The organism is Enterococcus sp. AZ170 (assembly GCF_050545135.1).
In the GTDB taxonomy this organism is placed as follows: Bacteria; Bacillota; Bacilli; order Lactobacillales; family Enterococcaceae; genus Enterococcus_L; species Enterococcus_L ureilyticus.
The window spans coordinates 3,123,870-3,143,348 of record NZ_CP172947.1 but is presented as its reverse complement, the minus strand read 5'-3'; the positions used below and the strand labels follow the sequence as shown (position 1 = coordinate 3,143,348).

20 protein-coding genes are annotated in these 19,479 nt (G+C 33.6%); 17 read left to right on the top strand and 3 right to left on the bottom strand.

Going from position 1 to position 19,479, the window contains the following annotated elements; translation table 11 throughout:
* The first annotated feature begins 100 nt into the window (after positions 1-100).
* The 7 genes from IGJ55_RS15040 (at position 101) to IGJ55_RS15010 (ending at position 8,558) form a co-directional block, all read left to right on the top strand.
* Positions 101-1,201 carry a DUF916 and DUF3324 domain-containing protein gene (locus IGJ55_RS15040; protein ID WP_429948514.1) on the top strand — a complete coding sequence of 367 codons (1,101 nt, stop codon included), beginning with the start codon at positions 101-103 and terminating at the stop codon, positions 1,199-1,201.
* Positions 1,176-1,514 carry an LPXTG cell wall anchor domain-containing protein gene (locus IGJ55_RS15035; RefSeq protein WP_429948516.1) on the top strand — a complete coding sequence of 113 codons (339 nt, stop codon included), beginning with the start codon at positions 1,176-1,178 and terminating at the stop codon, positions 1,512-1,514. The genes IGJ55_RS15040 and IGJ55_RS15035 overlap by 26 nt, the downstream gene beginning before the upstream one ends.
* Entirely contained in the window at positions 1,511-1,738 is a 228-nt protein-coding gene (locus IGJ55_RS15030; RefSeq protein WP_429948518.1) for a hypothetical protein, read from the top strand. The genes IGJ55_RS15035 and IGJ55_RS15030 overlap by 4 nt, the downstream gene beginning before the upstream one ends.
* A 73-nt stretch (positions 1,739-1,811) precedes the next feature.
* A complete protein-coding gene (locus tag IGJ55_RS15025; RefSeq protein WP_430606767.1) occupies positions 1,812-2,603 on the top strand; it encodes a WxL domain-containing protein in 792 nt (263 codons plus the stop codon).
* Positions 2,604-3,036: 433 nt separating this feature from the next.
* Positions 3,037-6,441, top strand: a complete 3,405-nt coding sequence (locus IGJ55_RS15020) for a hypothetical protein (RefSeq protein ID WP_430606766.1) — start codon at positions 3,037-3,039, stop codon at positions 6,439-6,441.
* A gap of 96 nt (positions 6,442-6,537) precedes the next feature.
* Positions 6,538-7,383 carry a WxL domain-containing protein gene (locus IGJ55_RS15015; RefSeq protein ID WP_430606764.1) on the top strand — a complete coding sequence of 282 codons (846 nt, stop codon included), beginning with the start codon at positions 6,538-6,540 and terminating at the stop codon, positions 7,381-7,383.
* 65 nt (positions 7,384-7,448) lie between these two features.
* Positions 7,449-8,558 (top strand): DUF916 and DUF3324 domain-containing protein, encoded by a 1,110-nt coding sequence (locus IGJ55_RS15010; RefSeq protein ID WP_429948525.1) that lies wholly within the window; start codon positions 7,449-7,451, stop codon positions 8,556-8,558.
* 224 nt (positions 8,559-8,782) lie between these two features.
* Here the strand turns inward: IGJ55_RS15010 and IGJ55_RS15005 are convergent.
* Positions 8,783-9,909, bottom strand: a protein-coding gene (locus IGJ55_RS15005) for an IS3 family transposase (protein ID WP_430606763.1) whose coding sequence is annotated in 2 segments (ribosomal slippage) — positions 8,783-9,654 and positions 9,654-9,909 — 1,128 coding nt in all. Because the reading frame shifts where the segments join, the coding sequence is not laid out codon by codon here.
* 342 nt (positions 9,910-10,251) lie between these two features.
* Between IGJ55_RS15005 and IGJ55_RS15000 the strand changes: the two genes are divergently transcribed.
* The 6 genes from IGJ55_RS15000 to IGJ55_RS14975 all read left to right on the top strand — a co-directional run bounded on the left by IGJ55_RS15000 (position 10,252) and on the right by IGJ55_RS14975 (position 13,623).
* Positions 10,252-10,665 (top strand): hypothetical protein, encoded by a 414-nt coding sequence (locus IGJ55_RS15000; protein ID WP_430606762.1) that lies wholly within the window; start codon positions 10,252-10,254, stop codon positions 10,663-10,665.
* Positions 10,666-10,696: 31 nt separating this feature from the next.
* Complete coding sequence (locus IGJ55_RS14995; protein ID WP_430606761.1) at positions 10,697-11,482, top strand: hypothetical protein; 786 nt, start codon at positions 10,697-10,699, stop codon at positions 11,480-11,482.
* A gap of 33 nt (positions 11,483-11,515) precedes the next feature.
* Complete coding sequence (locus tag IGJ55_RS14990) at positions 11,516-12,457, top strand: hypothetical protein (protein ID WP_430606759.1); 942 nt, start codon at positions 11,516-11,518, stop codon at positions 12,455-12,457.
* 107 nt (positions 12,458-12,564) lie between these two features.
* Positions 12,565-12,693, top strand: coding sequence for a hypothetical protein (locus IGJ55_RS14985; RefSeq protein ID WP_430606758.1), 129 nt, complete (start codon positions 12,565-12,567; stop codon positions 12,691-12,693).
* Positions 12,694-12,783: 90 nt separating this feature from the next.
* Positions 12,784-13,104, top strand: coding sequence for a DUF960 family protein (locus IGJ55_RS14980; protein WP_430606757.1), 321 nt, complete (start codon positions 12,784-12,786; stop codon positions 13,102-13,104).
* A 48-nt stretch (positions 13,105-13,152) separates the two neighbouring features.
* The gene (locus IGJ55_RS14975) at positions 13,153-13,623 is read left to right on the top strand and encodes a JAB domain-containing protein (RefSeq protein ID WP_430606755.1); all 471 of its coding nucleotides are present in this window, start codon (positions 13,153-13,155) and stop codon (positions 13,621-13,623) included.
* Between the two features lie 197 nt (positions 13,624-13,820).
* Here the strand turns inward: IGJ55_RS14975 and IGJ55_RS14970 are convergent, their stop codons facing one another.
* On the bottom strand, positions 13,821-14,711 hold the full coding sequence (locus tag IGJ55_RS14970) for a tyrosine-type recombinase/integrase (protein WP_430606753.1): 891 nt from the start codon (positions 14,709-14,711) through the stop codon (positions 13,821-13,823).
* Between the two features lie 90 nt (positions 14,712-14,801).
* Between IGJ55_RS14970 and IGJ55_RS14965 the strand changes: the two genes are divergently transcribed.
* Positions 14,802-15,866 carry a hypothetical protein gene (locus IGJ55_RS14965; protein ID WP_430606752.1) on the top strand — a complete coding sequence of 355 codons (1,065 nt, stop codon included), beginning with the start codon at positions 14,802-14,804 and terminating at the stop codon, positions 15,864-15,866.
* Here the strand turns inward: IGJ55_RS14965 and IGJ55_RS14960 are convergent.
* On the bottom strand, positions 15,841-18,261 hold the full coding sequence (locus IGJ55_RS14960; protein WP_430606751.1) for a hypothetical protein: 2,421 nt from the start codon (positions 18,259-18,261) through the stop codon (positions 15,841-15,843). The genes IGJ55_RS14965 and IGJ55_RS14960 overlap by 26 nt on opposite strands.
* Before the next feature lie 208 nt (positions 18,262-18,469).
* On the opposite strand from IGJ55_RS14960, the gene IGJ55_RS14955 reads away from it, so the two are divergent.
* Genes IGJ55_RS14955 through IGJ55_RS14945 form a run of 3 tightly spaced genes read left to right on the top strand, consistent with a single transcriptional unit; the run spans position 18,470 to position 19,336 of the window.
* On the top strand, positions 18,470-18,757 hold the full coding sequence (locus IGJ55_RS14955; protein WP_069640256.1) for a TIGR04197 family type VII secretion effector: 288 nt from the start codon (positions 18,470-18,472) through the stop codon (positions 18,755-18,757).
* A complete protein-coding gene (locus tag IGJ55_RS14950; protein WP_430606750.1) occupies positions 18,757-19,143 on the top strand; it encodes a hypothetical protein in 387 nt (128 codons plus the stop codon). The genes IGJ55_RS14955 and IGJ55_RS14950 overlap by 1 nt, the downstream gene beginning before the upstream one ends.
* A complete protein-coding gene (locus IGJ55_RS14945; protein ID WP_207121613.1) occupies positions 19,133-19,336 on the top strand; it encodes a hypothetical protein in 204 nt (67 codons plus the stop codon). The genes IGJ55_RS14950 and IGJ55_RS14945 overlap by 11 nt, the downstream gene beginning before the upstream one ends.
* The last annotated feature ends 143 nt before the right edge of the window (positions 19,337-19,479 follow it).

Below are 19,479 nucleotides of genomic sequence, written 5' to 3'. Positions count from 1 at the left end.
AAACACAATCATATTTTTATAGTAAAACAGAATGGAGAAAAGTTCAATAATTAAGCCTTAAAGTAATAAGAATGTTAGGGACGAAAGGGTAGTCAGTCGAATGAACAGTAAGTATAAACAAAAAATGAAATTCGCTTTACTAAGTCTAGTGATTTGGAGTTTCATCCTGATAGGGAAACCGGCTAAAGCAGCAGAAGAAGAACTTCCATTAGGATTTGAAGTGGAAGCAGTTATCCCTAATACACAAATTGATAAAGAAAAAAAATATTTTTATTTAAAGACTGAACCAAATGTTCCGCAAAGGGTAGAGATAAAAGTTACCGGGAAATCGGAAACACCCACTAAAGTAAAAGTTTTTATGGCGAATGCGATTACTTCGGAGGGAGGAACAGTTGCCTATAAGGCGGGGATGGAGAAGGACCCAACACTCACTGAGTCGATTGAAGAAATTATCACCGTAAGTGACCCGGAATTTGAAATAAAAAAAGACGAGGAACGGACGGTCACACTGACAATCACTCCGCCAAAAGCCTCTTTTGAGGGAATCAAATTGGGGACTGTTTATTTTCAACAAGAAAATGAAGAAGAGTCAGAAGAGAAGAATGCCATTACTTCAGCCTATGCCTATCGCATAGGCATGATTTTAGCAGAAAATGAAGAAGACTATTCGAATAGTAAGACCCTAAATCTATTAAGTGCAAAAGCAGAATTAAGTCACTCATTTAAAACCATTCAATTAGAATTTCAAAATCCAGAGCCTAAAATGATTGCGGACGTCACGATGACTGCCTCTATTATCGATAAAAAAACGGGAAAAGTTGTCAAAAAACAGAAATTAGAAAATGGCTCTATTGCCCCCAATAGTCGGTTTAAATTTGGGGTTGATTGGGGAATAGATATTATTCCCGCAGGGAAGTATCAAGCTAAAGTAGGGGCGAAAAGTCGCTATGACTCGTGGACACTAGAAAAAGACTTTGAAATTTCTGCCTCTACAGCGAAGCAAATGAATGAAGAAGCTTTGAATAAATTGACGTTACCGGAGTGGGCGTATTTCAGTATTGTTGGAGCTGGACTGTTGACCGTACTAGTCGGTGGTTACCTAGTGATACGGCAAAGAAAATGGAAACAACGAATGATCAAACAAAAGAAAAACAGAAAGCGAAAGGAGAAAAAAAATGAGAAGAAAAGAAAAATGGATTAAAGGGTGTTTGATTGGCTTGTTGGGCTGTTTATCTTTGATGACTATTTCTCCTGTCTATGGGGAGGCAGTCGGGACAGAGACAGGAATTGGATTTACTCACAGTAGTGAAACAGAAACAACGACATCCACAGATCTGTCTGGGACAGTGCCCTCTGTTCCAGCGAATCCAACAACCAAACCCACTGGACGGTTGCCAATGACAGGTGAATTGTTACAACCAATTATGTTTTTACTAATCGGTTGGTTTTTCGTTCTATTGATTGGGGTTTTATTTTTCAAGAGAAAACACCCATTAGAAGGTGAGTGCAAATGAGTATCTATGTATGGATTGCGGCAAGTGGGGTGATTGGTCTGATTGCCTTGTTAGTTTTTGTAGGGACATTCTTGAAAGACCGGAAGTCCAAGAAAAAATTGGGGTATTCATTCAACGTATTACTGCTTAATTACTTGTTATTACTGGTATCAATTGGTTCTTTTTCCTTGATGGTTTATCTTTTTGTATCGGTAAAAAATCAATTGATGCAATTGGGTGGATAATACACTAGCTGGATACTTAAGTTCTATAGATTAGCACAATAACTTTCTCTACAAGCAAAAATCGGAGGATATCATGAATAAAAAAGTAGTAGTAGGATTAACAACAGCGGCAGCATTTAGTGCAGTATTGATGGGTGGAAACAACGCTCATGCAGAAGAAGCAACAACCAATAAAATGACAACAGATGGATCTATTTCGTTTTTTAGCGAAAGCACACCTGGCGGTGGACCATTCCAAAGAAGCCTAGTTTTGGCGTATGTTCCAACAACTTTTGATTTCGGAAATCATGATGTAGCAGCCACTGCAACAGCAGCAACTTATAAACAAGAATTTGGTACAAATGAAGACGGAACACCTAAAACAGCAGTGAAACAATATCTAGCAGTTTCTGATGATCGTGCAGATAAAAAGAATGGTTGGTCAGTAAAAGCGACATTGAATGAGTTCCAAAATACTGCAACAGATGATAAAGGCGTTAGTACTGTAACGAAATTAGATAAAGCAGAACTATCATTTAATTTAGGAACCGCACAAAAGTACAATATTGATACAAAATTGTCAGATGCAGCTAAACCAGCAACACCAACACCAGCGATCACAGCAGACAATGCTTTGAGCGCGATGACACCGACACAATTAGCTTATTACGCCGCTTCACCAGCAACAGTAACGTTGGTGGCAGGGGCAACAAAAGAAGTGGAAGTATTAGACTATGCGACACAAACACAATCAGAAGCAACTACCTTAGCAGTAGCGAAAGAAGTATCTAGTGTTCAATTAAAAGTAAAAGATCACAGTAATGTAAAAGATAAGAAATTTACAAGTAAAGTGAACTGGACATTAGCAGAAGACCCAGCAATCTAATTAATAGAAACTAACGAACCACACAATACATCGTAGAGGAAGTTATTGTGATAATCTATAGAACTTAAGTGAAAAATAAATGTTAGTAACTATCTAAGCTTTTAAATGGATGTTAGTTGTTTGGAAACTCAAGAAAAGACTTTAAAAATAATGCTATATTGCTTAGCTATGTGAGTATAATCAGTCTGTTTGGCTGTATGTGATAATTGTCTCACGAAAACAAAAGAATGGATACTGAATGCGAAAGTAACCGATTTATTTCAATCCATCACAAACACTAGCCGAAAGTATAACCTATAAATGAGTGCATCGTTTCAATTGGAGAAAGTTATTGTAACAATCTATGTACCAAAAATAGTAGCAAGAAGAAGAAGTAGAAACTGTCCATACAAGAATAATGTAGATAGACAGGTAGAAATATGAGGTGTGAACCATGAAAAAATTAAACAAAAAAAGAGTAAAACTTTTAATAGGGTTAGGAGTGATTAGCTGTTTAGGACTATTTCTTTTTAGATATTATAGCCAAGAGGAAGTTATCAAAGCCAATCCGGACAAAGAAATTACAATTGATACAGGTTTAACGCCAGATATAGCAATGACTATTCCAAAAGACGCGATAGATATAATCGAACCAAAAATTGATAAAACCCAATACAAAGACTATGTTCAAGGTAGTGATGTATCAAGAGTCAGTGAACCAAATACTTTTTCACTCTATTCTAGTAGAAGTAATTATGCCGGTGGTATTTTATCGAGTAGCAATAATATTATTCCAGTACCTTCAGGAGGATTTATCGTAAGTATTTATGATGCTCAAACTGTACCAGCATATGGTCGTCGAGTATTGTACTACCTAGATAATGAAGGAAAAGTACTGGGTTATTATGATGTTATACAAAATGGGACAAGATTTGAAGACTTAACGAATTTATCTACGTATGAAAAAGACGGGCGATTCTATTTCAGTGTAATAGCTTACTTAGGAGGAGAGTCAAATTTATTGGATATGTCAGTAGATATTAGCGGAGATGCATCTATAGCTCCGGATAAAAAATTCAAGATAGAAACACAAACAGCAACAGGGGTGAGTATTGCAGGAAGTTTGTTTGAGGAGTTTAATATTAATGGGCAAAACTTTCCAAATGTAACTTTTACAAAAATAAACATTGTAGATGATAATGTACTTAAAGAAAGTAATTTAGTTAATGTGCCAACGCCCTTAATTAGTTACAATGCCGACACGAATACTTTTACAAAAATTACGAAGGATATACAAATATACAATCCAGCTCAAACCAAGGAAGGAAATCTTGCTGGGTACCCTGGTTTTGAGACACCACAAGTCTCTGGTAATAGCGTCGCAATCGATATGCTAAAAAAAATAGATGATGATAACTATTTAATTACAACACGAGCGTATAGATATAAGGCCAATACAACTACAAACGAAGCCCTTGTGGTAAAAGCTGTATGTTTATATGATAAAGATTTGCAATTTAAAGAAAAACTATATGTTTCCTCTGTGGGTAACTCTAGCAAAGGGACAGAGGAAACACTTAATTACTTTCCAAATATCAATGATTCAGGTAATTTTTACTTTTATGCTTTTTCCCCTGTAGAAAAGGGCAATTTGCTTGAAATAAATGTTAAAAATGAAACTAAAATAATCAGTAAATTAGAATATCCAGAGGGAACTTCTCTTTTAGTAAAAAAATCAACTGATTCAGAAAATTATTCTTATATTTTGAATACGAAAGGTGATTTGCCAGCATTATCGGAGTATGGAATAAATAGACCTAGTATCGTAAGTGGTGATATGGATAAAGATTTTACTATTAAAAACGTTTCTGTATTTGATGTTCCATCAGGAAGTTATACACTAAATAAAATAATTTCATTAGAGGATGCGGGTTCTGATTCTAAGTTTGCTATTTTTGGAACAGTTAAGCCAGATTCGTTTAGCGAGTTATCAAAGGTATTTACTCAACAACTACCAATTGATTCTTTTGTTAATACACAACAGACATATACTTATTTTGGCACGTTCAATCGAATAGTTGATTATGCCCCAATTGTAAAAAAAATGCCTAATATGATTTATGATATCACTCAAAAAAATTCTGATCAAGATAGTAAAAATGAACGTTTATTAAAGGATGTTGTTGTATACGATACTAATGATACTAACTCATTATTTTATGGGCAAGAATGGCTAAACGACCGTTTTCAAAAAAATCCCAAAAGTTTTGATATGAATACTGATAAATACACTCAAGCTATTGATTGGGAAAAATTAGGTTTTGAAGATAATGATAAAGTTGGTCCTAACAGAGTTACTTATTTCGCTACAGATTCAAATCAATCCAAAACCTCAACTTCACGGTGGGTGAATAAAGTTGATTCCAAAACAGTCTACGATGAAACAACTACAAAAGCAGCCCTTCGAGCAGAAAACTTTACTATCAAGTTAAGTGATCTAACAGAACTACAAAAAACTGGCGGGTTAACACAAGTCTTATTGACTGGACAAGATACAACAAGTAAGTATGGGAATGTGTTGGCATGGGATTTGGACGCAGGAACGAATTACAATACAGATGTAAAAGTTGATCCAATACAATTAGCTGCTATCAATGCAACTAAAAAATTTGGTAAATTTCCCTTAACCTATACATTGACTAAAAATGGGAAACCTATTACAAGAGATACATATGTTTATGTGATGGGCAACAATAGTGAACAAATAGGGAAAAATGGGACGACTATTTTTAATACGGAACCAATTTCTCTGCCGTGGGATATTACGTCCACGCTGAAGAAAGAGGATCTTAGTAAACAAGTCATGGGTGATGGAAAGGTCGTTGCTTATGATTTTGAAACAGGAGAAGACATCACAGAAAAAGCAGTCACTCCAGTAGAAACAGATATTGTAGATCTACAAACTGTAGAGCCGATAGATAAAAGCAATCCACCTGCAGCGGATAAACCGAATCCAATAAAAAAAGTTCATTATGAGATCAAACGAGATACAGCGGATGAATCAAAGACAACAACGGTAGGGACGCCAGTAACGGTATATTATCGATTTGTGACAGTCACGATCAACTCGAATGATGAAGATGGGAATGCGTTATACGATAAGGATGACAACCCGTTAACCTATAAGAAAGAAGACAAAACGTTAGCGATTGCTCCCATTTTTTTGGATGACCAAATTGTTGGGAAAACAATTAATTTCACAACCTTAGAAAGTATTACGGAATCAAAAACTGCCGCTACAAACGGGACAGGGTATGAATTTGTCGATTATTTTAAAGCAGATAATAAAACAAAAGTAACGACACCAAGTGCGGTTCCTATTCAGTGGAAGGACGCTGATGCAGAGATAGATCCTAATGTGTATATTTTACAATATAAAGGGTTATTACGTTTTATAACAATTCCAGCAACGATGAAATTTGATTCAAAAAATATTCGCGCATTTGATCAAGAATCATCGGCTTCCAAAGATAATTCTGCTTTAATCGTTGGAGACAATCGAAAGACAACGGGCGAAGGAGAGGTCAAAGGAAATTGGAAAGTCACTGTGAACGTGGCCAGTGATTTTACCCTTCAAGAAGAGGGCTCAACTGCGACACTTCCTGGTATTTTGTATTATGGAAATACGATGATAAAGAAAACCGAAGGAACAACCATAAAAACCAATTCAACAGCCACAACAAAAATAGATATTCCGTTGAATAATACGAGTAGCTTTAAGTTGAAAATTCCAGCTGGAAAAGCACAAAAAGGAACGTATCAGGCAACCGTTAATTGGGGATTAACCAATGCACCATAACTAACAAATAAGAATTGTAACAAACATATAAAGGTCGTGCTCATTAATGTATCTCATTAATGTTTCACATAAAAAAAGGAAAGTAGGAATATAAAAATGAAAAAAACAGTAGCAACTGTCGCTTTACTAACAATTGGTGGAGCAACAATTCTAGCAGGACAATCAGCTCAAGCAACAGAAGTAGGAAGTACAACGACAAATGGTACCGTGTTATTTACAGAAAACGACGGTGTAGGTGGATTGATCAAACCAGGAACAGAAAATACAACTATCAAATTAGAGGAAGGGGCTTCCACAAAGGGCAGTCTTCGTTTGACAAATGTTCCTCATTTTAGATTTGGCTCTGTAAAAGTATCAGCACAAGCGCAAAATTATCCATCTCTTTTGACCAGTTACCAAACAACGACAACAGATGCAGATGGAGTAGTTACACCAAGTGGTACGGATGTAAAAATCCCACAATTTGTGCAAGTAGCAGATGAACGTGGAAAAAATGGTATTTTTAAAGTGACTGCGACTGCCACGAATTTTACTGAGCAAGGGGTGGCAGAAGAGGATACAGCGGATGTGTTAGAAAATACTCGTATCCAATTTTATAGTCAGAAATTAACAAATAATGTATTAGATAAAACATCAGGATCAGATATTACAACAATCTTATCTGGCATACAAAATAAATCGTTAACAACGACTGCAAAGGCTGAATTGAATTCTACGCCATTAACTGTTTTATCAACAACAACCAAGGGTGCGAATGCGTCTATTTCTTCAGTTGTTTTTGATGGATCATATGATAAAGATAAAGATTATAGTACGATTAAAGATGATGTGGAAAATAAAGAGAACGATCAAGTGAAGTTACATGTACCAACAGGTGAATCACCTAAAAGTAATGTGACATACTCCTCAACGATTACTTGGAGTTTAACAGACGCATTATAAAAAGATCAAAGTGGAAATGGATAGCTAGCCATTTCCACTTTTTACTAAGAGAGAAGGAGAAGTACATGCAAAAACAACGACAACGAGTTATTCTAGGATTTCTATACATAATGATAAGTAGTATTTTTTTTCTTTTCCCTATTAGAGGTCAAGCAGAGGTAGGAGATATTTCAGTCAAAGCGATCTTACCTGACAATCAACATAATTCAGAGGTAACGTATTATGATCTACGAATGACTCCTGGACAAACACAAGAAGTCGAATTGGCGATCTATAATGCTGGGGAGAAGGAAGAAATCGTTACAATCGCCCTAACAGATGCCCGAACAAGTATGAATGGAGACCTTGATTATTCCATTGTCGAAGGATATAAAAAAGATTCCAGTCTGAAGGTGGCGTTAACGGATATCGCAACGGTAGCTCCTACTGTCACCGTCCCAGCAAAAGGAACGATTACAGTACCGATTCAGATAAAGATGCCGCAAGACTCCTTCGATGGCATGATTTTAGGTGGAGTTACGGTGACACAGCCAAAAGAAAAAGCAAGTACAGTTAAAAAAAGTAAGGGAATGCAAATTGAAAATATGGTCTCTTTAACCGTAGGCATAAAGCTAACAGAATCAGATAGTCCTGTTAAAGCCGCACTAGATTTTGTTGGATCAAAAGCAAGTCAAGAAGCAGGACGAAATCAAGTCGAAGTGACGTTGCAAAATCAAGCATCTACGAATCTAGAACAGATTGATTATGACGCGAAAATCTATAAAAAAGGAGGTAAAGAAGTTCTACATGAGCGCCAAGTCAGTGGGTATCGTTTTGCGCCAAGTTCTAGTTTTACCTATCCAATCAGTTGGGAAAGCGAGCGATTTGAACGAGGCACCTATCGTGTTAACTTAACAGCCGCATCAAAAGAGACGGGTCAAAAATGGCAGTGGGACGAAGAGTTTGAGATCACTGCAGAGGAAGCAAAGACCTTAAATGATAAAGCGGTTGATTTAAAAGAAGGAATAAATTGGCGATATATAGTCATTGGTGCAGGACTTTTGATACTTTTACTAGTTCTCGTATTTTTCTTGTTGTATAGAAAAAAGAAAAAAGAGGAAGAACGAAAGCGAGCAGAAGCAAAGAAGAAAAAACTACAACAAAAAAGAAAAAAGAAGAAAAAAAGTGATGGTTAGTTCATTTTAAGACTGTAAACAACATTCCAAATGTTTACAGTGGAATGTCAACACTTTCCTGTACAGAAATTATAAGGCGCTTTAGACAGAGTTCTGTTATTAACTGATTGCCGTTGACAACGAGCCGTCATAGGCTGCGATGAACTGGCATTATTGCCCTCAGGTTTAAGACAGGGGCTAGTTCCCTATAGACTCTCACACCTATGCTCATTGTCAACGAATCGCTATGCCAATCGCTGTCCCTGTTGGTTATGGATTCGAAACGCAACAGGGGATTGATAGTTAAGTGTACTATGCAAATGCTTGGTGTTGTACCAATGCACATAATCAAATAATTCTCGAGATAACTGCTCTTGACTGTTAAACGAGTACTGATAAATGAACTCAACTTTCAAGGTTTTAAACAGACTTTCCGCAACGGCATTATCATAAGGATAGCCTTTCTTGCTTAAGGATCGCTGAATTTGGAACCCTTCTAAAACGCGATCAATTAGCTGATTATCAAATTCATTCCCTCGATCCGTATGGAATAACTGAATATCTGTCAAAGGACGTTGAACTTGTTGAAATGCCCGTTTAACTAACTCCGCATCCTTCCGCGGTCCTGAGCTGTACCCCACAATTTCTCGATTGTATAAATCAACCAATGTACAAATATAATGCCACTTACCGGCGACCCTAACGTAGGTTAAGTCACTGACAATTGTGGTCAAAGGTGTTTCTTGCGTGAATTTTTGGTTCAGAACATTTTTAACTGCTGACTCGTTTGACTGACTTTTCTTCGGTTTGAAATGGGCGATAGTGTAAGTTGAAATTAAGCCCAGCTTCGTCATTTTTTGCGCTATTCGTCTTCGTGATACACGTTTATCAAGTTTCTCTAGCTCTTCTTTGATTCGTCGCGTTCCATAGCTATTGCGGCTCTTACGGAAAATAGTTTGAATCTGCTGTTCCAATTGAACGTCCTCTTTTTTTCTTGTTGCTTCATAGTAATAAGTACTTCTTGGCACGTTTAAACATCGACACATCGCTGCTATTGGGTATTTATGGCGATTATCCTTAATTACTTGGATTCGCATCCGAATATCAGCGCCGCTTGTTTTAAAATATCATTTTCCATCATCAATTGTTGGTTTTTCTTTTTCAGATCAAGTAGTTCTTGTTCTTGGGGAGTGCGGTTATCTTTTTCCTTAAAGGACCCTGACTGATGGTGTTGTTTAACCCACTTATCAAAGGTAGATGGGTTTAAGTCGTAGTCGACGATGATGTCTTTGCGGCTCTTGCCATTCTCATAAAGTGCGACAATTTGGGCTTTAAATTCTGTTGTAAAGGTTCTTCTAGGTCTTCTGGACATGTGGTTTCACTCCTGATTGTGTTATCTTCAGTCTACACACCTTATTTTTATTGTCCAGTTAAGTGTAACCTATACAAAACAACATTCCAAATGTTTACAGTCTTGTTATTTTGTATAGGGTCTATAAATTATTTGGTAGGGTATTCTAATCTTAAGGAGGGAACAAGTTGTTCTGCATAGAATTTTTAATAAGGCTGATAGTGTATTTTGTGTAGAAGAATATCATCCCCTTACGATACGCAGAACCGTATCATAAGTAGGGATATTTTTGGAAAGATAATACTGATCTAATACTCTTTTAAGTTGATAGATATAGGTTGGGAAGGGAACAGGTTAAGGTAAATGAATGAATTATTGACCGAAAATGAAGTAGTTGAAATTATGATGAGCTATTTAAATAGTCAAGGGTACACAATAGAAAGATACGCAACTACAACACAAACAGGAATTGACATTGAGGCATTTAAAAATGGAAACAAAATCTGTATTGAAGCTAAAGGTGCAACGTCTTCAATGAAAGGTTCTGCTAGATATGCTAAGCCATTCAATGATAATCAAGTAAAAAATCATATTGGAAAAGCAGTAGTTGCCGCACTAAAAGTTTTAAACCAAGAATGCAAAGATACTATTTCTGCTATTGCTTTGCCGGATAATGCTACGCACAGGAAACAAATTGATCAGATACAAACACCGCTTAAACAATTAGGTATAAAAGTTTTTCTTGTATCTAAAGATAATGTGTTGGATTATTTTTAAGAAATTATAATATGGTAGTAAGGAGAAGATAATGAAAAGAAAATTATTGATGTTTAGTATTCTATTATTTTTTATAAGTGGTTGTTCAAGCAACAAAAAAGATACTAAAAATTCATCCGTTGAAAGGGTTAAAACGGATCCAAGTCATAGTGTAGCTAGTGAAATTTTTTCGACGATTAGCGAAGAAATGGATCAATCTGTATCTCAAGAGAAAGTGCATAGTGAAAAAAACTCAGATACACAAGAATCAAGTGTTTCTGTAAATATAAATAGAAGATACACTGAAGTGGAAAAGCGAACGATTTCCAATGAATTTCTTGAATGGGCAGGAGAAAGAGCAACAATGGGCGGAATGGCTGTAAATGACAGTTATTTCACTCATGGAGCAAGTGGAAGGGGAGATTGGTATGCAATGACTACAGATGGTCAACATGTGCTGGTTCAACAACAAGATCCAACTATAAGAAATGGAAAGGATATTTATTCTATTCATTCTTTAGGAGGCGTAGTTTTCTATACATCAAAATATGGAGTAACTGGATTGTCTGATGAAATAAATGACCAACAAAATCATCCAAGTACAGCGACTGGTTTTAGTGAAGTAGCTAATCCAGATAAACCGATTGTAAAATATTTACTTGCAGATAATGGTATAGTGTATGAATTTCAAGGTACAGCTTCTTTTACTAGTGGGTTTTATGTAACAGATGATGAAGGTAATTTTGATTATTGGCCAACAGAACAAGTGCCATTTTTTGTATCAGAAGATACTGCAGCACAAGAGGAACTGCAACGGATTCTTTTGAAATATAATTAATTAAGATAGAGCCAATCTAGAGGGGGGATTTAGGTGAAAGGTCACTGCATTTTATGTGAAAAATATACTGAACTTACCAAGGAGCATGTACCACCTAAAAAATCAGGAAATACTGGAGGTAAAAAAACACGAACTGGCGGTTTAGAAGATTTTCTTAGAGGGGATTTTACAAAAGGAGATTTTCCGAAAGGGATTAAAAGAAAACCTCACGGTAATGTGTATTATACGTTATGTGGTGAATGCAATAGTTTTTTTGGTAGTGAATATGTTAAGGAGTATATCAAATTTACAGAAGACAATAAAAATTTTATTCGTAATAATACAAGTTTAAAAAATGGAAAGCCCGATTTAACACATTCAATAAAAAAAATAAACCCACTTAGAGTGGCGAAAGAAATTGTAGCAATGTTTTTTAGTATAAATGGAGAAGAAGATTCGATGGATAAACCATTTCTAGATGCAGTAAGAGGTTATCTTAGAGATCCAAAAAGTACTCTATTTCTCCATGAAGACTACAAAATTTTAATGAATTATTATCTTCCAATCGGTGCTCCACAGAATGCTAGAGTTAAAATTCCAAATGATATTATAGATGATGGACATACTCACAATGTAATAAAAGGTTTTATGCCACTTAGAATATCTGATGGGAAAAAAGTACGATTTTCAGAGATTCAATATGAAGAAATAGGTTTTACTCTTATCGATGTAAAAAATTCAACGTTTAAAATAGACGAAGGACTCGATTTGAAAAATCTACTTTGTGCAGATGATAAGGTTAAAAAAATACATTTATATAAAGTCCCTGTATTAACTCCAACGGTAATCACAAAGATGGAGTTGAGGAATAATATTAAATATCCTGACCCAGGTTCTGATTTGGTGGTTAGGTGGCAGTTAATGACTAATTTTTTTACGGAAATAAAAAAAAGTAATACTGTTAAGCCAAAACCTAATTTTTTTCAGAGTATTTAGAGTAAGTAAATCAAGTACCATTATTTATATTATTTTATGAAAAGGCTATCAAAATTGATTAAGGCATAGTAGAATGAACTAAAGAAATAATAAAAGGAGGAAAAACTATGCCTAGTCCAAAAGATACAAAAGGTCCAGTAGTAAAAACAGGTCCAACTGCGGGTGAGAATAGAACAAGAAAGAGTTCAGGTGAGTGGAGAAAGAAACGTTCTGATACAGGACAAAAGAGGAAATAGAAACATCATGAATTACAATTATATATTATTATGAAGCCTAATCATCTAAGTGGTGATTGGGTTATTTTTATTTATTAAGGAGGGAATAGAATGTTTGATAACAAAGAAAATCGTTACGTCACGAGAGGAGTGAACGAACAAGTACCAAGAGAAATCCAACTCTATTGCTGGAATTTGATCGACAAAAAAAGAAGTGAAGCAGAAACAGAATTAGACTACTTACAAATCTTTGAATTCAATCCAGATAATCAACGCCAAGCAATTGAAGTGATTCATCGACAAGAGCTACCATTTTTCATCGATTATCATACCTACACCATAAAGGAAAAGATAGCTGATTTCAAAATAAAAAAAATATGGGTGATAGATGATCGTAGTCATCAAACCATGTTATTACCAGAAGACTATTAACTGGCATTTTTCTAAGAACCAACTACAACAATCAAAAAGGAGAAAGACATGAAAACAAACCAACCGAGAAAGCGTGTAGCTATTGTCAGTCTTGAACTGGTGAAAGAAGCCTCCACTTTTTACGCAGCTAGAACCTGTACTAGCCTTCAAGCTGTCTATGAGTTATTCGCTCTGTTTATTGAAACAAAAGACCGAGAACATTTGGTGGTAGCGGGCTTAAACGTAAAAAATGAACCAACGGCTATTCAAGTTGTTCATATAGGAACCATCAATCAATCACTCGCTTTTCCTAGAGATATCTTAAAGATGGCGCTCTTATCAAATAGTGTGTCTATTTGTGTTGGGCATAATCATCCTTCAGGTAATGTGACCGCTTCATTAGCGGATATCGAATTTACTGCAAAGTTAGAAAAAGCTTGTCGATTATTTCAAATCAATTTACAAGATCATCTGATAATTGGTAGTGGAGGGAAATATCTGTCTATGAAAGCAGAAAGATATATAACCGATAGTAAGTAATTAAGCCTTATGAGGTAAGCTCATAAGGTTATATTTATACCATATAATGTTGGCGATTTGAGCGAAGTAAATAATATCATAATAGAGTAAAATAGCAGTCCTTATTCTATGAAACCTGTATTTGTTGAAAAAAGAGGTGAAATAAACATATAAATAGAAATTAGGGTAATTGTCCATTTTCAATTACCCTAATTTCTTTATGAATTGTTTCTAAAACCATAAAGAGTAAGAACTTTTTGTTTCCGCGTAGAAGAAACACTTGTGTAAATTTCCGTTGTAGAGATATTTGAATGTCCTAAAAGTTCTTGAATATCTCTTAAGTTAGCACCATTGTTCAATAATTGTGTTGCAAAACTGTGACGTAAATAGTGAGGAGTAGACAAAGAATTAATTTGAGATAAATATCTATATTTTTTGTAGATATTTGAAATTCCAAAGATAGATAAGCGATTACCATATTTATTTAAGAAGAAAGAATCTTCAGTGGGGGAAGGGGTATACTCTTTGCGACAAACTAAATAATCATTGATTATTTGTTTTGATATATCAGTGGTTAAAAAAAGTATCCTCTCTTTGTTATTTTTGCCATGAATAATTAAATCGCCATTATTATAGTCGCTCAAATTGATATTACTGATTTCGCTAATTCGAAGACCTAAATTAATCATTATCTCGATGATTGCTTTATCTCTTAAGTGATCACGTTCTTTTTTACCAGATGATGGCTGATAGTCATTAACGCTACTAGTTAATCGACGGAGTTCGAGCACACTTAGTGTTTTTGGCAATCTTTTTTCTTTACGTATAGCTATAGTAGGTAAAGCCATGAGCTGTAAATTCTCTTTTTTAGTTAAAAAATTCCAAAACATTTTTATTGTAATCAATTTTCTTTTTTTAGTGTTGGACTTATAGTTGTTTGTTTGAATTAAAAAATCAGTATAATTAACAAAACAATCATCAATAGTACCATTAGTTGGATCATAGTGATTTGTAAGTTGATTTAAATCAGTTGTATATGCATGAATTGTTTTAGTCGAAAGATTTTGCATTTTTTTATAAATAATAAAACTATTGATATAGCGTTCCATATTTTCTCCTTAATAAAAGTTTATATTTTTTTACAACATATATGATATAATAAAACTACTAATAATACGCAATTATTTGGAGGTTTTTTTATGATATTTACAGATGATGAGATCAGAACGCTTATCGATGATTCTATGGAAGCCATGGCTAATACAAATTTAGCAATTATATATAATGCAATTGGTTTTACACGAAAAATAAATAAAACACATGAATCAACTGATTTTTTTTCTAATGAAGAGATTGGAGAAATATTTGATTCACTTATTTTAAATGGAATCAACATCCTACCTTATCCCAACGAATTAGACTTTATTAAAGATATTATGGAGAAAAAGATAGATTTAAATAGATTAGTTGTTTGGAACTTATCAAGGCAGGGGTCAAACAACAATCAAAAATCACTTATAACAAGCTTATGCGATTTCGAAACCATCCCTTATATTGGTTCGAGTGTTTATGCAATGAACTTAGCTAGAAATAAGTTTCATTTTCAAAAACTTCTAAAATCTGAAAGTCTAGCATTTATTCCTACTTTTAACATTGAGAACTTTTTAAATGAAATTTTTTCAGAAACAGATCGTTTCTTGTTAAAAAAGAGTAATGGTTCGGCTAGTAGAGGAATACTCTCAGAAACAACAAGTAAATCACACCCTGAATTAACAGAGTATATTCAAAACAACCCTATTTCAAAAGATTTAATTGTCCAAAAATTTATCGACGGTTACGAGATAGAAGTTCCTCTATTTCAAATAAATGGCGAATTTAAGGCTCTTGGGCTAGCAGGAATCTCTGTCAAAAATTCAAAATTTCTTTATGGTAAAACACTACCAGAAGAAATGTTTGAACACAGTTCTCAATACGATTTTTTTGATTTTTCAGACTTTGCTATAAATTGTATAAACTATAATAGTCTAAAATATATTTATCAAACAGCTATAGATATAGCAAATTTATTGGAATTAAAAGACTACTGTAGAGTTGACTTTCGAGTAGAAAGTGGCGGAAACATATATTGCTTTGATATATCCACAACACCATATGTCACACACCATTCTTCTCCTAATTTTTTATTAAAAAAAAGAGGTTTCACGCATCAAACGCTATTAGCTTTAGTATTTAGCGCCTTTAACTCCAATGTTGGTAATCACTAAAATTCCAACAAAATTTAAATAAAGGTATTTTATTAGTTGTATATTTCAAAAAAATAATATCCAAATCTTTAGGTGTTTTAAGATTAGTATCAATTTGTTTAACTATTTTTTTTAATACGCCAACTCTTTTCTGCAGTATACTTTCAAGTGGCTTCCCGTAAAAAAGAGAAGGCGTTTCAAGATATTCTAAATTATTTAAAATAGATAAACGATTTTTATTTAAATCTACTATCAAATCAATTAAGCATAAATTGTATTTACAATAGAATTGATAAAAATCATCATATTTTTCCCTATCCATAATATTCTTTAAAACAGATCTAGCTTTTCCATATTGCTCTGAATAAAAAAGAAGTCCTGCGTAATTAATGGCTGATACATCTTTATCCTTAATTTTTTTAAATTCTAATAAATAATCATTATTTTTTTGACTCATCTTTTCATCATTTAAACAAGCTTTAGCCAAGACTATATTATTCAAAATTTTATAGTCTTTTGTTTTAGAATATGAGAGCAATTCTTGATGCGCTACATAAAATTTTAGTAACTCTTCAATTGATTGATAATCTAAAAAAAGAGTTATACCTAATAAATTACAAAATACTATTGGCATCAATTCCTTATAATTGTAGTTTTTAGTATTCAGACTTTCTAAAACACTACGTAAGTTATAACTTGCTTGTTTATAATTAATGATACTAGTAGAAATAAATTTTCCTATTATATCATAACGCTTATAGTATGGATAATTTATTTTCTTTCTCTTATATATTTTCTCTGTAACGCACTTGTATATTCTTTTAGCTTCTGCATGCTCTTGCTTGGATAAATAATTAATAATTTGTGATGACAATATTAAACCAATTTTTATAGCCATATCATCTTCTTCCTGTTCAATTAAGTCATCAAAAGTTCGTATTAGACGATGAATTTGTAATTCTGTTTTGTTTCTTACTCTATTTCTTTCACCATAGCTATAACCTAAAAGAATTTGTAAACGAAAATAAGCATATTCAGCATATACTAATAATGGGAGATAGTCAGTTTTAGAATTACTGAGTTGAGTCAAAAGTTCATCTCTTTTTTCATCATTTAAGTTCTTTGTAGGTGTTTTTAATAGGTTTAATAAATTTAAGTTGTAGTTAGTTAAAATGTTATCTTTAACTAGGTCAATTTCTTGTATAATTGGTTCTCTTAGTGAATAAATAAAAATATATTCAGCAGATAAATCTTTATCAAAATTATTTGCATTTATACATCTTAAATTGTATTTTTCAGGCGAGTCTTGCTTTAAAAAAAAATCAATTTTTTTTGATAAATTTCTACTTAAACTTTTATTTTCAAAATTTTCAAAGTATTCTTCTCTATATTTCAAAAAAATAGGATTAATTTGGTAATTTTTTTGATTTTCTAACTTATTGATTAATCCTCTATCTTCCCAATTTTCGATATATTGGAAATAGTCAAAAGAAAAGTCAGGGAATAACGTTTCTAACCAAGTAATGTATAAACCATCGTCTGAATAGAGAAAACTTTGCAAAAGAAGTTTCAATTTCATCTCATCTTGAATATCATCATCATCTAATTGATTAAAAAAGAGAAGAGGAATTATGTTCTGTTTTTCTAATTTGGAAGCTCTAAAGGAATATTGATTCTCAGTTAATAATTTCAAAAATCCATAAGATCCTTCACTCATTTGGATTAGTTCACGTACATTATTTACCTCTTTAAGTTTACGATATAAGTTATTTGGAAAAGCTTGATTATTGATTGGATTTGAAACTGTTTTTTCAAACCACTCTATACTTATATTTGGTATAGTGATTTTTCTTAAGTTTGGAATTAAATGGAGTACTCTATTGTAAATGTCTAAAACTCTTGAACTTATTAAATAAATGTTATTTTGATTTTCATTTTCCTTAACGATTTTTGAAATTTGCTCTAATGAAATCGGCGAGTGATTATTGATATTTTCAATCCAGATAATGTTAATCTTTTTATTGCTACCAATAATCTTTGAAACTATTTTTTCCAAACCTATATCAATACTTATTCCAGTTAGACCTAAAGGTATTGAAATACTTGGTTCAATAAATTCAGACACTTTTTGTATTCTAGATTTCTCATCGTTTTTCAGTACTTCAACTTTTAGAAATCCTTCGTAACTAATTTTTATTATCTCGCCAATTGTTTTCATTCTTTTTTTATCTATAAAAATCTGAGTCTCAATAACATGAGCGATAAATTCACTTTTTCCTGAAAACTGATTTCCTAAAACAATTAAACCGATATCCGAAAATGAAGTAGTTGAATTGAACGCTTCATCAATAACTAGACTTGCCCTATTATATTCTTTTTCTAGTTTTTCATCCCAAAACTCAAAGTTTTCACTCAAATAAAAACCTCCAAATAATTGCGTATTATTTGGAGGTTTTAAATCAATTTAGATTTAAGAAAATATCATCCCCTTCCGATACGCAGAACCGTATCATAAGTAGGGATATTTTTTACTTATTAACAAAAAGTATAGAAAATAGATATGCTCTTTGGTAAAATTAAATAGACACAAAGTTAATGACTTGTTAAAAAAAGGAGAGTGAAGCATGTCGATTAATAGTAATTCTAGTATTGCCAGTGGGGTTTCAGCCTCATTTAGTCAATCAGCTAGTGCATTAAATAGAATATCTGTTTCTGTCAGCTCTGGACAAATCAACGTGGCTGGTAACAGCACTGCGATTGAAAGTTTTTCAACCTTTCAATCTAGCCTAAAAGGTGTGTCTAACAGTATTGTAAAAGCAGGGGACAATATAAATTCTGTTGCGAAAGAGTTTGAACGCATTGACCAAAAAATTGCGCAGTTACCTACTCTTTCAATTGGAGGGATACGGTAATGACGTTAACTTCGCAACAACGTTTTGACGATCAAAACTACCAGTTTCGAAATCAACTGGAAGAACTTCAAGAAGCACAACTAGACAATAAGAAAGACCAACAGTTTATTGAACAACTACAAGAACGATTCTATGCGTTACAACAACAAGAACAACGAATCTATCAGGAATCTCTAAATGAAGTAGAATCAGAAGAGAGAGCTTTTTTCGAGGAACGACAGGATGATAGTTTTCACTTATCACGACAAGCATTACAAGAATTTGAAGAGGAACAAGAACAGTTAGCACAAGACCGTAAAAACTTGTTAGAGAAAGAAGATTTTGTCCGTTCGGAGCAACGAAATTTCTTGAAATCGGAAGGAAGGGAGCCTTCGAATGGGACTTAAATTTATCGTATCTGAAGCACAAGCTAGAAGTTCACAAGCAACACAAGTTAGTAGCCAAGCACAACAAGCTGTGTCTTCCTTACAACAAAGCTTCCAACAGTTTTTATCTGCGCCTTTATCCAGTAAAGCCTATGATTCGGCTAAAATTATTTTATGGTGGCGTATACGCCTATTTGTCAGTCCATTATCATGACTGCGGAAGCTTTTACCAGTGCACATAAGAAATTTGTAAGTGAATATCAGGCTACTGTAGGTGGAGAGGATATAGATGAGGACAAAATTCAAGCATAGATTGATCAATATCAAGAATTATTACACACGATTGACGACTTGATT